This is a genomic window from Rosistilla carotiformis, assembly GCF_007753095.1.
Taxonomy (GTDB): Bacteria; Planctomycetota; Planctomycetia; order Pirellulales; family Pirellulaceae; genus Rosistilla; species Rosistilla carotiformis.
The window spans coordinates 680549-694041 of record NZ_CP036348.1; the positions used below are offsets into that span (position 1 = coordinate 680549).

The 13493-nt window shown below is 57.0% G+C and carries 10 protein-coding genes; 7 read left to right on the plus strand and 3 right to left on the minus strand.

Annotated features, from left to right (window positions below; genetic code table 11):
• The first annotated feature begins 465 nt into the window (after nucleotides 1–465).
• The 3 genes from Poly24_RS02445 to panD all read left to right on the plus strand — a co-directional run bounded on the left by Poly24_RS02445 (nucleotide 466) and on the right by panD (nucleotide 3489).
• Nucleotides 466–2460, plus strand: a complete 1995-nt coding sequence (locus Poly24_RS02445) for an outer membrane protein assembly factor BamB family protein (RefSeq protein WP_391556932.1) — start codon at nucleotides 466–468, stop codon at nucleotides 2458–2460.
• A 240-nt stretch (nucleotides 2461–2700) separates the two neighbouring features.
• On the plus strand, nucleotides 2701–3069 hold the full coding sequence (locus Poly24_RS02450) for a response regulator (RefSeq protein ID WP_231745957.1): 369 nt from the start codon (nucleotides 2701–2703) through the stop codon (nucleotides 3067–3069).
• A gap of 15 nt (nucleotides 3070–3084) precedes the next feature.
• Nucleotides 3085–3489: an aspartate 1-decarboxylase gene (panD, locus tag Poly24_RS02455; protein ID WP_145089958.1), complete on the plus strand. Its 405-nt coding sequence runs from the start codon at nucleotides 3085–3087 to the stop codon at nucleotides 3487–3489.
• 642 nt (nucleotides 3490–4131) lie between these two features.
• Here panD and Poly24_RS02460 read toward each other — a convergent pair.
• From Poly24_RS02460 to Poly24_RS02470, 3 genes are all read right to left on the minus strand, one after another.
• On the minus strand, nucleotides 4132–4566 hold the full coding sequence (locus tag Poly24_RS02460) for a hypothetical protein (protein WP_145089961.1): 435 nt from the start codon (nucleotides 4564–4566) through the stop codon (nucleotides 4132–4134).
• Complete coding sequence (locus Poly24_RS02465; RefSeq protein ID WP_145089964.1) at nucleotides 4566–5573, minus strand: DUF1559 domain-containing protein; 1008 nt, start codon at nucleotides 5571–5573, stop codon at nucleotides 4566–4568. Before Poly24_RS02465 ends, Poly24_RS02460 begins: the two co-directional genes overlap by 1 nt.
• A 996-nt stretch (nucleotides 5574–6569) precedes the next feature.
• Complete coding sequence (locus tag Poly24_RS02470) at nucleotides 6570–8498, minus strand: LamG-like jellyroll fold domain-containing protein (RefSeq protein ID WP_231753691.1); 1929 nt, start codon at nucleotides 8496–8498, stop codon at nucleotides 6570–6572.
• A 251-nt stretch (nucleotides 8499–8749) separates the two neighbouring features.
• Between Poly24_RS02470 and Poly24_RS02475 the strand changes: the two genes are divergently transcribed.
• The 4 genes from Poly24_RS02475 to Poly24_RS02490 all read left to right on the plus strand — a co-directional run bounded on the left by Poly24_RS02475 (nucleotide 8750) and on the right by Poly24_RS02490 (nucleotide 12935).
• Nucleotides 8750–10231: a sulfatase gene (locus Poly24_RS02475; RefSeq protein ID WP_145089970.1), complete on the plus strand. Its 1482-nt coding sequence runs from the start codon at nucleotides 8750–8752 to the stop codon at nucleotides 10229–10231.
• 404 nt (nucleotides 10232–10635) lie between these two features.
• Nucleotides 10636–11289 (plus strand): hypothetical protein, encoded by a 654-nt coding sequence (locus Poly24_RS02480; RefSeq protein ID WP_145089973.1) that lies wholly within the window; start codon nucleotides 10636–10638, stop codon nucleotides 11287–11289.
• 222 nt (nucleotides 11290–11511) lie between these two features.
• Nucleotides 11512–12072, plus strand: a complete 561-nt coding sequence (locus Poly24_RS02485) for a hypothetical protein (RefSeq protein ID WP_145089976.1) — start codon at nucleotides 11512–11514, stop codon at nucleotides 12070–12072.
• A complete protein-coding gene (locus Poly24_RS02490) occupies nucleotides 12033–12935 on the plus strand; it encodes a hypothetical protein (RefSeq protein WP_145089979.1) in 903 nt (300 codons plus the stop codon). The genes Poly24_RS02485 and Poly24_RS02490 overlap by 40 nt, the downstream gene beginning before the upstream one ends.
• Nucleotides 12936–13493 lie beyond the last annotated feature (558 nt).

Sequence of the window (13493 nt, forward strand, 5' to 3'; positions counted from 1 at the left end):
CCCCAAGGCAAGCCCTCCCGATGCCCTGTTTGCGGATTGCGCGCAGGCAGGGCGATATCACGGCGGACAAAGTGTCCGTCCCACCCACGCTTTTTTGGAACACCAAAACACTTCCGCCCCACGGCTTAAAAAATGAACAGTGAAATAAAAACTTGGTGCATGCTGACGCTGGCAGTCATCTGTGGCAGTTTTGCCGCGACGTCGATGAGTGGTTGCCGCAAGCCGGTCGATCCGGCGGACGTTTCGAGCAATGCGACGGCTGACGACAGCAACCTAACCGCGGCCGAAACGCCCGTTGCAGCGGCTGACGACAATCAGCCCGCTGCCGATATGACGCTCAAGGCTGCCGACACTCCTGCGGAACCAAAGCCCGCTGAAGTTGCGAAAGCTGTCGCGCCGGCGGTTCCCGCTGTCGAGTCCGCTCCGCCAGCAACCTCGACCGAAGTCGCCGAATCGACCGAAGGGATGAAGCTGGCCGCCGCGGCGGAAGCGAAGCCCGCCCCAGCGGCTGAGTCAAAAGAGGAGCCCGCGGTCAAAGTTGCCGCAGCACCGGCAGCCGCCAAGACCGCTGCCGCACCGGCGGGCAAGAGCGACGATCCGGCAGCCGTTCTCGAAGCCGGTGGCGATTGGCCTCAGTGGGCTGGAACGCGTTTGCGCAACAACACTCCCAACGTCAAGGGAATCGCAAAGGCTTGGAACATCGGCAAATTCGATCGCCGGACCGGTGAATGGGACGGAACCAACGCCGAGAACATTAAGTGGTTTGCTCCCCTGGGCAGTCAGACTTACGGTAACCCCGTCGTTGCCGGTGGCCGCGTCTATTGTGGCACCAACAACAGTGGTGGCTACTTGAAGCGTTATCCGAGCGGTGTCGATCTCGGCTGCTTGCTCTGTTTCGACGAAGAGACGGGCGAATTCCTGTGGCAGCATAGCAGCGAAAAACTGATCACCGGACGCGTCCACGACTGGCCGCTGCAAGGTATCTGTTGTGCTCCGCTTGTCGAAGGCGATCGCTTGTGGTTCGTCACCAGCCGCGGCGAAGTCCGCTGCTTGGACACCAAGGGTTTTCATGACGGCAGCGACGATGGTGAAGTCAAGGGTGAGAGAGGGCGCGTTGCCGACCTGCCCGTGGCGAAGCCCGAATTTAAAGAAGCTGTCGCGGGACTCGATAAGGGTGAGTTGACCAAGGCGTTGATCGATCTGTTGGCTGAATATGGCGAACCGATCGAAGGGACCGCCGAAGTGAAGACCGTTGCCGAAGGGAAGAAGTGGTCGATCAAAGCGACGATCGACGGTGCCGCACGCGATCTCGAAGCGGTTGTTGCCGGCCCGCGTTTGAGCGTCTTCAAGACGATCACCGCCGACGACAAAGAAGAGGCCGACGTGTTGTGGGTCTACAACATGATGGAGAACTTGGACACGAGCCAGCACAACATGTGCAGCTGCTCGGTCACCAGCTACGGCGACCTGTTGTTCGTCAACACCAGTAACGGTGTCGATGAATCGCATATCGTCCTCCCCTCCCCCGACGCGCCTAGCTTCATTTGCATGAACAAGAACACCGGCGAGGTGTTGTGGACCGACAAGTCGCCCGGAACCAACATCGTTCACGGCCAATGGTCCAGCCCAACCGTGGCGGAACTTGGTGGCGTCGTGCAGGCGATCTTCGCTGGCGGTGACGGCTGGGTCTACAGCTTCAAAGCCGACCAGGGGGCCGATGGCAAGCCGGAACTGCTGTGGCGGTTTGACGCCAACCCCAAGACTTCGAAGTGGATCTTGGGTGGTGCGGGAACGCGTAACAACATCATCGCTACGCCTGTCGTTCACGACGGGCTGGTCTACGTCGCGGTGGGACAAGATCCCGAGCACGGTGAAGGCCAGGGGCACCTGTGGTGTATCGATCCGACCAAACGCGGCGACATCAGTTCGGAACTGGCGATGAAGATCGAAGGCGACAAACGCGTGCCGATCCCGCATCGTCGCTTGCAAGCGGTTATCGAAGAGGATGGCGAAGTTGCGATCGACAACCCAAATTCGGGCGTCGTTTGGCACTACGCTTCGTTCGACCAGAACGGCGACGGTGAGATCGACTTCGAAGAGGAGATGCACCGCAGCTGTGGCACCGTGGCGATTCAAGGCGATCTGCTGTACGTCGCCGATTTCTCGGGCATGTTGCACTGCTTGGACCCCAAGGGATCGAAAGATGGCGAACCGATCGTCCACTTTACCTACGACATGTTGGCTCAAGCTTGGGGCAGCCCGTTGATCGCCGATGGCTATGTTTACATCGGTGACGAAGATGGCGACGTGGCGATCTTCGAGCTCGGCAAAGAGAACAACGAGCCGATCGAAGAGATCAACATGGGAACCAGCGTCTACAGCACGCCGATCGCCGCCAATGGCGTGATCTATATCAGCACCAAGGACAAGCTGTTTGCGATCGCTCCGCCAAAGGAATAAAGCGACAGCTTTGGACTGTCCGTCCCGAACAACCCGGCTGCTCGCAGCCGGGTTTTTTCGTGGCGAATGCCTCCCCGAAGCGGCCTTTGCCGTGGACAACATGCCCGCCGATGCAAAGAATACATTGCACGCGCGGCGGTTTTATTCGTCGGCCGGCATTTCCCGTTTGGGATGCAAGTGGTGCATTGCGTGTTCGCCGATTGGAAAAGCCTCCCCCCCTGCCCTGGAATCTCAGAGATCATGCAGACCGTTCTCGACATTGGAAACTGCAGCCCGGATCATTCCGCGATCCGAACGCTGATCGAAGGCAACTTCGACGCACGTGTGGTGCAGGCCCACGGAGCGGCTGATGCGATGGAGATCCTGGGCCGCCAGGAGGTCGCGTTGATCACCGTCAATCGTAAACTGGATCGCGATTACAGCGACGGGATGGAGATCATTCGGCAACTGAAAAACGACCCGAAGACCCAAGCGATCCCCGTGATGTTGATTACCAATTTTCCCGAACATCAAGACGCGGCGATGGCGATCGGCGCCGAGCGTGGTTTTGGAAAGTTGCAGTTGCGAGCCGCCGAGACCAAACAATCGCTGGCCGCATTTCTATCGTAGGACTATTGACTCGCCATGCCATTTCGCAAACTTCTCAGTGCCAAGATTCATCGCGCAACCGTCACGGGAGCCGATCTGGAATATGAAGGCAGCATCACGATTCCGCCCGAGTTGATGGAAGCCGCCGGGATCGTTCCCTATGAATCGATCCAGATCTGGAACGTGACGCGCGGTTCGCGATTGGAAACGTACGCGATCGAAGGCGTTCGCGGATCGAGCGATATCTGTGCCAACGGTGCCGCGGCGCACCACGTCTATCCCGGCGACAAAGTCATCCTGGCCACCTTCGCCTTCTACGATCGCGACGACGCGGCAACGCACTGCCCGCGGCTGATCTTTGTCGACGATCACAACCAGATCAAACACGAAGGCCCCGAGGTCGCCGGCCCCCAACGCCGCGCCGAACCCGCCGGATCCTAAAGCGGAACCCGCAGCGACCGCAGCCTTATCATCGAGACCCTTCTCAGGCCGCAGGCCGACACACGACCTGCCGGCGGTGTAAACCGCCGGGGTCCAGAACCGCGCAGATGTTTTCAGGCCGGAGGCCGACACACGAATTGCCGGTGGTGTAAGCCACCGGGTTCCAGAGCCGCGCAAATGCCTTCAGGCCGGAGGCCGGCACACGAACTGCCGGTGGTGTAAGCCACCGGGGTCCAGAACCGCGCAAACATCTTCAAGGCCGGAGGCCGGCACACGACCTGCCGGTGGTGCAAGCCACCGGGGTCCAGAACCGCGCAAACATCTTCAGGCCGGAGGCCGACACACGAACTGCCGGTGGTGTAAGCCACCGGTAGGCATCGCCCAGCAAGAAGAGAGCAGCCCGGAGGGCGACACATGGGAGTTGAAGTGTGTCGCCCTCCGGGCTTTGTTGTGGTGGGCGATCCTGGAACCGGTGGCTCACACCACCGGCAATGGATGTTTCGCCCTGCGGGCTCCCACGGTCCAAGCACCCACCACCGACCTGCAGGCCGGAGGCCACCGCACGGTCTTCGTACGTGCGGTTTACATGAGATACCGGCAGGGGCAACTTGCGGTCACCCCTGCCGTGACAGTGCTTTCCAATTAAGGTTCGCTTGTCAGTTCGACATTGAACTCGTTTTCCCCCGCCGTTGCGAGCGTGGTTTTCAGTCCACTTGTGGTGCGCGCTGAATACTTCTTGGGAATTAAGTTAACAACCTTTTCCGGTGGGTTTTCGACTAGCGCGGTTGCGTCCAGTTCATCCTCTTGGGGAGGCCCGATTGTCACTTCGTAATCAGCTCCAATGTCGGCTTTGGGGAACGTGACCGAATAGCGGCCCTCATTGTCCAAATTGACAGCGGCGCTTTCTCCTGTCTTGGGGGAGGTGAGCTGGATGTTGCCGGAGGACAGTGGAGTCCCATCGAGCAACACTTGGCCGCTGATCGTCGCGGACTGGCGGGGGTCGCTATCTCCACATCCGACCAACAGGACCAGCGAGGCGATCAATCCCAGGTATCGATTTTTATTGAAATAAGCCATTACCATTCTCCAATTACCTGTCCATCGTCACGTGTGGCAAGCTTCAGCACGATTTCCAGTGCGACGGTGTCGGACATGAATCGTGTGGATCCGTCGGCCTGAAGCACTTGGACACCGCCGGGGTGGTACGAGGTCAATGGCGTGTTGCTGTCCCAGTCCGCATTGGCTTCGCTTCCCAGCGAAGTGGGGTTTGGGGAATGGTAGAGCGCCGTGACTCCAGATCCGAATCTGTGTTGCGAAGCGGCGCCAGCGTTCCAGGTCGCTACGGTTCCGGAGTAACCATAGCCAGACCAGCCGGAATGGTAGTTTGCGGTCCGGGTTGGAAATCGGCGGTTACCCGATTGTTCGCCAACAATGACCGTGTTGGATGTTCCATCGGTAATGTCGCGGAAAGCGGTGTGTTCGTTGATTAACAGACTGCCGTTGTTAGTTGCAAAACTCGAGTATTGAGTTTGGTAGGAAGAGCTCGTGCGTCCGGCGGGATCGGGATAGGCTCCCATGATTCCGGTGTAATTGATGCGCTGTGTCCCTGTGTTCGTAAAGTGAGACGAGTATGCGTATATTTCCGGCGCGGCGCTTGAGGGGCAAGCGTAGGCTGGGATGACCAGATTTATCAGCGGCTGGGTATAAATGTTGTAGTCCGCGAGTGTGTGCGCCGCATTGCCCTTCGGGTAAAAGTTGATCATTGTGCCCGCTGCTTCCGCAGCCCTGGCAAGGTCCGCAATCGCTTGCTGTTCCATGAAAGGAAGCAAGGCGAATCGCCAGCTATTGGGATTGGTTAGGCCATGCCGGGCGCCTTGGGGGAACTTCTTATACGTGTCGTGATAATTGTGCAGCGCCAGGCCGATCTGCTTGGTGTTGTTGCTGCATTCCATGCGGCGTGCGGCTTCGCGAGCCGCTTGGACTGCAGGCAGTAACAGGCCAACAAGGATGCCGATGATCGCAATGACCACAAGCAATTCAACTAAAGTGAAACCTTGGGATCGTTTAAAGTGAAAGCTCTTCATGTGGGACCAAATAGTGGGGGAGGGAAAGAACGGAAAACGACGTGTCTGGAAGGAGGGATTGCAATGGGCCCGTCGCGCAAGATGACACAACCGATTGTCTTGGGGATGGCTCGCGATCACCTGGAGTGCTGACGGCGCTAGGAAGGCAGGGTTTGTTCGTGTGGAGGGGTTTGGCTGGTGTGGTGGGGGGCGTCGAGTCTAGCAGCTTCGCGGAGTACGTGTCAAATTATTTTGAGTTGAGTTTTTCGTCGTTCTCAACGACTGGATCGTCTTCCCGGATGCGCTGACAAATGGTTCCATCGCCGTGGTGTTGAGACGTGTCCGTGCCTCCCTTGAGGCCGCAGGCCGCCACAAGATCTGCCAGCGCTGCAAGCCACCGGCCCCTCAGGCTGCCACACCAAATACCTTCACAGGCCGCAGGCCGACACGCGACCTGCCGGTGGTGTAAGCCACCGGGGGCGAGCCCTGCAACAGAATGCCTTCAGGCCGGAGGCCGACACAGGACCTGCCGGTGGTGTAAGCCACCGGTAGGCACGCCCGGCGAGAAGGGAGCAGCCCGGAGGGCGACACATGGGATTCTAAGTGTGTCGCCCTCCGGGCTTTGTTGTGGCCGGCGAGTCTGGAACCGGTGGCTTACACCACCGGCAATGGATGTGCCGCCCTCCGGGCTCAGTCGATTGAACCGCTAGCGGCCACACCATCGCGACAGCCACTTCTTCAGGCCGCAGGCCGACACACGACCTGCCGGCGGTGTAAACCACCGGTGTCGAGCCCTGCAACAGAATTTCTTCGAGGCCGGAGGCCGACACACGACCTGCCGGTGGTGTAAGCCACCGGGGTCCAGAACCGCGCAAATGTCTTCGAGGCCGGAGGCCGACACGAGAATAGCCGGTGGTGGAAAACACCGGTAGGCGCCACCCAGCAAGAAAACAGCAGCCCGGAGGGCGACACATGCCCTCCCCTCCGGGACTGACTATCTGAAAGATTCGACGCTGCCTAGCGTGCTGTCAGCGTCGACTTGGTTCCCAGGTTCGCTTTGCTGCCGCGCGGGCTATGGTCCAACACATAGGGACCGAGCGTCCGATCGAAGTGCAGCAACAGATGCGTCTTTTCCGAAGGCACCAGCCGCTCTGCCGGTTCAAACGCTTCGCTGTAAAGAGCTCCGGCGGTCAAGCGAACCTCGTCGATCTTGCCGATGAAGGGACGCGTCGGTTGGCCGCTGTTGTCCGGGTCGGCACCGACGTACAGCGGATGTTTGTTCTTCTTCCGTTTCCCCTTGGCGTCGACGGCGGAGATCGGTTGGCCATCGATGAACAGACGGACTTGTTTGCCGTCGAAGACGCCGGCGACGTGAGTCCATTTTCCAACGGGCAGCTTTTCTTTTGCTTCGGCGGTGTAATATTTGCCATCCAGGTTGAGGTCAAACTGGGGCACTCCTTCGTCGCAGAAGATCGCGTAATCGCTCTGTTGGGTCTTCGCGACCGCCGCTTGCATCCCTTCGCTGCGACTTGGGTTCAACCAGGCTTCCAGTGTGAAAGGACCATCGGGCAGTCCGATCGCGTCGCTGGCGATGCGGGCAGCTGACTGTTCTCCTTTGACTTCCAGGCAGTGGTCGGTTTGGTTGGTGAAATAATCGGCGGGGACAGCGGCCAAGTCGAGCTCAACCGGCGTCGAGACGCTGGGCAGTTGGATGCGAGCGGTTTCGCCGATGAAGACACGGTCCAGTGCGATCCGTGGGATCGTCCACGTCGCCTGCGGATCCGCGACGCGGCGCAGTTTGACTGTCAAGGTTTCGGTCGCGCCAGCATCCAAGGTCAGGTGATCGTGATCCAGCGAGCTGAGCCAGTCGCGCGAGGCGGTATCGATCGACGCGGTGACTTGCATTTTGCGAGGCGACGAATTGTGCAGCTTCACCGTCACCTGCCCCGTCGCCGATCCATCGGTCTGCAGCAACAGATCGCTTGCGGTGATCTGCGGTCGCACTTTGCGAGCCGCTTGGATCTCAGCCAAGAACTCGGGCGTGAACTCTTTCGGATCCATCACGGCACCGACCGGCAACGCGGCGACGGAGATGTCGTCCGGCCGAACGGTGACGATGTTCAGGTGATGCAAGTATCCGGCGCCGGGGATCTCGGCCGAAAGATGACCGCCGGTGGTCGCCAGCGTGTAGTAGGCGATGCCATCTTTGTGACCGTCGAAACGCATGTGGTGGATATGTCCGGCGAAGACCGCCGATACGTTTCCCGCCTTTTTCATCATGCCGTGTACGGTGTCCCAGTTGGTTCCGGTGTAACCGCCACCGGTCCAGCGTGGATGGTGCAGGAAGACGAAGACATGGTCGAGGCTCTTGTGCCGCTCGAGTGCTTCGCCGAGGAACTTCAGTTGCTGCTCGCTCATCTGTTGCAGCTTGCCGTCGTTGAAGGCTTTTTTGTTGCTGACCGGATCTCCCTCGTCGCTGTAGAGGACGATGAAGCCGGCGTTCTTGTGGCGGAACGTGTACCACAGCGGGCCGAAGTGCTGTTCGTAATTCGAATCGTGTTGGCCAGCCGGTGCGGGGCCCTGGCCGCGCCAATAGACGTCGTGATTTCCGGCGACCGGGAACCAACGCATCTTCAGTTGGTTCATGATCTCCTTGTATTCGGCCATCTGACGCATCCATTCGGGCTTCTCGTTGTAGCCCTGGATCAAATCTCCGACCGTCATCACCAGATCGGGCGACAGCAGGTTGGTGTCGGCGACCGCCTGTTCTAAGACCTTCAGCCCCTCGGGGACGCCGCCGGTTCGGTCACCGTAGACGACGAAGTGGAAGACGTCTTCTTCTTTGGCCAGCGGCAGCACTTGGGCCTTACCACGCGTGGTGAAGAAGCTGTCATTGGCAGGATGTTTGTGATCGTGCGAATGGCCAGCAACACCCTCGTGTGACATGGCGATGCTGGTTAACGCGAGTGATGTACAAAGGCCTAGCAGTCCGCTGGCCACGAAACGAGTGGTCGATGGTTTTAAAATCATTTGCATCAGGAAGGTCGTGGAGAGAGGGATGCCCCGGGTTTTTTGAGGTGCTATTCTAGACGATCCAGGAGAATTCAGGCGTCAAATCTATGTGAAGATTGTACGAAGAGTGATCGCGAGTGCGTTAGATTGGTTTTCATGGTGTCGTTAATCGAGTGGTCGTGCAGATGAGTATTGTTCGGATCGGAATGGCTGGCGTTGTCATCTGCAGCGTGTTGCTGGGGCGTTTGGTTGCGGCGGACGATGTGGCCAGCGGGAAATCGGAATCGGCAAGGCGTCCATTAAACGTTTTGTTTATCATCTCGGACGATCTGACCTTAAACGCCTTGTCGTGTTACGGGAACGAGGTTTGTCAGACGCCGAATATCGACGCCTTGGCTCGCTCCGGCACTCGGTTCACCCGCGCCTATTGCCAGGGGACGTATTGCGGTCCCTCGCGCGCATCGTTCATGTCGGGCTATTACCCGCACGCGACCGGGATCTTGGGATACATCAGTCCTCGCAAAGCGATCGGCGACCGCGCCACATGGGCTCAGCATTTCAAGAACTCCGGCTACTACACCTCGCGAGTCAGCAAGATATTTCACATGGGAGTTCCCGGCGGGATCGAAAAAGGAGACGACGGGGCCGACGATCCGATCTCGTGGACCGAGCGTTTTAATAGCCAGGGCCCCGAATGGCGGGCTCCAGGCAAAGGGGAGACGCTGGAAAACAATCCCGATGGCAAGAAGCCGGCGGTCGGCGGCAACACGTTTGTCGTCGTGCAAGCCGACGGCGACGACTTGGTCCACAGCGACGGGCGGACGGCGGAAAAGGCGTGCCAGTTGATTCACGAACACAAGGACGAGCCGTTTTTCTTGGGCGTTGGATTTGTCCGGCCCCACGTTCCCTTTGTCGCTCCCGCGTCGTATCACGAACCGTTTCCCGAAGCCCAGATGCAGTTGCCGGAAAAAGTGGCTGGCGACTGGGACGACATTCCGAAGCTGGGGATCAATTACAAAACCAGCAAGAACATGAAGATGAACGTCCAGCGGCAACGCAAAGCGGTCGCCGGCTATTACGCTTCGGTCGCTTACATGGACGCTCAAGTGGGCAAGGTGATGGCGGCGCTGCAGGAGGCGGGGATTGCCGATCGCACGATTGTGATCTTCACCAGCGACCACGGCTACCATCTGGGCGAACACGATTTCTGGGCCAAGGTCAGCCTGCACGAAGAATCGGTGCTGGTGCCGTTGATCATCCGCGTTCCGGGCAAACAGCCCGCGGTTTGCGAGTCGTTGACCGAGTTGATCGATCTCTATCCGACCGTCTCCAGTTTGTGCGGTTTGGAAGTTCCCAAGCGGCTGCAGGGGATCGACGTTTCGGGGATGCTCGACGATCCCGAACTGGAGCTTCGCGAGACGGCGTTCAGCGTCAACGGCAAAGGCTTTCTGATCCGCAGCGAGCGTTACGCCTACATCCGCTACCGTGAGAATGCTTCGGGAGGCGAAGAGTTATTCGACATGCAAACCGACCCACTGCAATACACCAACCTCGTCGACGATCCAGCTTACGCGGCGACGCTGGAAAAGATGCGCGCCGAATTCGCCAAGACGATGCAACGCGTCCGCGACAACGACCTCGCCGCCTCCCCGCGCTCCAAGAACTAGCCGCCACGCGCTAGCGTCCATTTCTCTCGGTCTACACCGCGCAAGCACCGACTAATTCCCCTGAGCGCAAGCACGCATCCGACCAACGGGACCACCGAGCCTGCTTGCACTTTCTAGTTGGATTCGTCAGAATTGGACCCTCAGTAGGGTGGTCTGTTTTCCTGGCTGATCTGGGAACTGGCAAGTCGCCTCAGAGAGCGCAGGGCAGCCTGCTGCTGTCGGGGGCTGGTGCGACTAGGTTGACATGAAGTAGCCCTCAGAGAAATGAATACAGGTGTTCCGTGCGTGACACTTATGTTCGCGGGTTCCTCCCCCCGTGAGGCCCCCCACACTTGTTCTCAGTCGGACGCTCGGGTGAGAAACATCGTTATCCGAGTGAAATCAACATCTGATTTGCGTTAACCATGAACGACCATTGGACATATTTCGTCCGCGAATACCTGCGGATAAAAATTGATGAACTGCGACACTACATTGCCACGGTTGAGTCTGCGCTAGACAAGGAGTTTAATACCTTTGACAACTGGGTTGCGGACCAGACATCGCAAATGACCGAAGACGCAAAAAGTGATTTTTACGATTTCCACTCTGACACTGCCTGGAATCTATCTGAGTCATTTCCTCGAATGACGAGAAATGCGATCTTCTCATCCGCCTATTTCTCGCTGGAGCACGAATTACTAGCGATCTGCAAGCAGTTGCGTGCAAGGAAAAAGATTCCTCTCGCGGTTAATGACCTGAAACACAATGGAATTACTGCTGCCAGCGTATATCTGCGAAAAGTAGGCGGAATTGAGTTCCCGAGCAATACCCAAGAGTGGCAGCGAATAACGATCTATAACAAGATTCGAAACTTCATCGCACATAATGACGGGACTCTGGATAAATCGGATAACGCTGCTGCGGTTCGGCAATACGCAAAAACGCACCCACACATATCCTTCAGCAGCAGCGATGAAATTATCCTGGGCCAAGATTTTTGCACACAGACGCTGGATACAATCGAGACATTCTTCAACGCGGTGCTCGACGCAATTGACTCGCAATCGGACGGATAACCATGGCATGCGCGGTAGGACAGGAGAGACTAAGGTGTCAGGACTTTTAGACGCGCCGGTTTATTAGTGAGTTCTGCCCTCCTGATTTCGCCAATCTCGACGCTTCCTAGGTACCCTTCGATCTGCCGCAAATTTCGTGATGTGTACTGGTGAAATGACCCAACATGTCAACGGTGTCACAGATGATGCTGGCTTACCTGCATTCGTTCAAGAGGCATCTCAATGTTGAATTCGCTCGGAAAGACGGCACTTGTCAGTTCGACTATCGCACCGGTGCTCGGCGCTTTTGCGGTCAGTGCTTGGTCCAACGACCAACTAGAAGCTATGTGTTGGTATGGAGGGCTGGGGCTCGTGCTGACGGCTATTGCGGGGGGGATTCTGTGGGAATGCCGGCATCGTGTCGAAGTTGAAACGCTACGTGTCAAGAAGGTAAAGGCCGCAGACAAAGAGTCACTTGCTTTCCTTGTCGTCTATTTGCTCCCACTACTTGCCAAAGACTCTAGCCGTTTTAACGGCGATCTTTGGACAGCAGTCTATGTCTTTCTGGTGATTGGGGTCGTTGTGGCTCATGGCAATCTAGTGACGTTTAACCCTGTCTTTGTCCTGTTTCAACTGCATTTCTACGAAGTCGAAACAGAATCTGGCTTGGTTGCGACCGTAGTGTCTCGCCGAATCCTGATGAAGCAAAAAGATGAATACAAAGTACAAATGATATTTCCTTTCTTCTATTTCGAGGACAAAACGTGCTGGATTTTTATGCCGTCACTAGGCAGGGAACCTTGAGCTTTGATTTAGAGCGAATCCGATTGGAACGACCGGTTCAAGAAGATCTGTCTGCGCAATTCGAAGCACAGGCCGCTGAATTTGTCGGAGCGGACTGCGAGCCACTTCCGTTTAGTTGTCAGCATCGTATTGAGAGGGATTCCAAAGAGGTTTTTTGTGTTGACGCTTTTCAAATACCGAAATACTTGCGTCCGGCATTAGATGAACCAGCAGCAATTGGTGAACTGCGAGCACCATTTACGACCGCCGCGCCGCAAGTGAAGGCGATTGTGGGGGTCGACGCCACCAACGAATCGTTTTTCTTTCAGTATTTTGAGCGACGCCGTATTCTCGACCGTCGTCGGGTGTTTATTTTCAACGGAAGCAGCTTCAATTCAATTGAATACCCTGCGGTCATGCTCGACGAGCATTTGGTCGCCTCGATTGTGGACAACAGATTGTGCTTTAAGTCGTTTCATCGGACCAACCAATTTCTGGACCTGTCCGATTTGTATGCTACGGCAACTGACGTTGAGGTTTCCGAAGTATTGTCGCATCCCAAGCTTTTGGCCGATTCCGCTGCCATCGTTGATAGCGGTATTGCCAACCGGACACGGCAGCAGTTTTCGCGTCTAATTCATCTAGGGATTCTTGATCGCGACGGTGTAACACCGGATCGAATTCGAAACGGTGCGAGAAAATACGAAGGTCTCGAATCTATCCGGGTCCGGAATTTCAATGGTCAACGTCTAGTGGAAGTTCCGACCGAGAAGCGAGTTCTGGCAAAGTTTTTGAAGTTCCTTTGTGAAGAGTTGTACGTTGGTGATCTAACCGGCGACCAGCGTTCGACCAATTCGTCTCGCGTAGAAGTTCCGTCAAGCTAGAGAAAATAAGGTGTCAAAACTGTTTTAGACACGCCGGTTTGTTAAATAGTCCTAACCGCTTTGATTTCGCGGGACAAAGAATGAACAGCTGGGGCATTCCTCTCGAAATGGAGACTGCAATCCGCGAACGTGATCAGGCGTGCGTTTACTGCGGGATTGCATTCCTCGAAGCGGACGCGAATGGCGGTTCACGAAAACGCGTTGCGACGTGGGAGCATATCGTAAACGACGCTCGCATCGTTACGCTGGAGAACATCGCCTTGTGTTGTAATTCATGCAACGCAAGCAAGGGAGCAAAAGAGTTGGTGGTCTGGGTGGCATCGGACTACTGCCAACGTAAGGGCATTTCCCGGGATTCTGTCGCGAGCGTTGTCCAGGCGCACTTGGTCTAGCCCCAGATCGAACTCACGCGCCATGGCACCTTGGGATTTGCTAAAAAGAGACGAACCCGGAGGCCGCTACATGGGAGTTTCGTGTCGATGTGTCGCCCTCCGGGCTTTGTTGTGTTTGGCGATCTTGGGACCGGTGGCTTACACCACCGGCAGGTCGTGTTCCGCC

What these genes read in the sequence shown, in the direction of transcription:
- Poly24_RS02480 (WP_145089973.1), top strand. Translation starts at nt 10,636, where the DNA reads ATGAACGACCATTGGACATATTTCGTCCGCGAATACCTGCGGATAAAA.
- Poly24_RS02485 (WP_145089976.1), top strand. Translation starts at nt 11,512, where the DNA reads ATGTTGAATTCGCTCGGAAAGACGGCACTTGTCAGTTCGACTATCGCA.
- Poly24_RS02475 (WP_145089970.1), top strand. Translation starts at nt 8,750, where the DNA reads ATGAGTATTGTTCGGATCGGAATGGCTGGCGTTGTCATCTGCAGCGTG.
- Poly24_RS02470 (WP_231753691.1), bottom strand. Translation starts at nt 8,498, where the DNA reads ATGTCACACGAGGGTGTTGCTGGCCATTCGCACGATCACAAACATCCT.
- Poly24_RS02450 (WP_231745957.1), top strand. Translation starts at nt 2,701, where the DNA reads ATGCAGACCGTTCTCGACATTGGAAACTGCAGCCCGGATCATTCCGCG.
- Poly24_RS02460 (WP_145089961.1), bottom strand. Translation starts at nt 4,566, where the DNA reads ATGGCTTATTTCAATAAAAATCGATACCTGGGATTGATCGCCTCGCTG.
- Poly24_RS02465 (WP_145089964.1), bottom strand. Translation starts at nt 5,573, where the DNA reads ATGAAGAGCTTTCACTTTAAACGATCCCAAGGTTTCACTTTAGTTGAA.
- Poly24_RS02445 (WP_391556932.1), top strand. Translation starts at nt 466, where the DNA reads ATGAAGCTGGCCGCCGCGGCGGAAGCGAAGCCCGCCCCAGCGGCTGAG.
- panD (WP_145089958.1), top strand. Translation starts at nt 3,085, where the DNA reads ATGCCATTTCGCAAACTTCTCAGTGCCAAGATTCATCGCGCAACCGTC.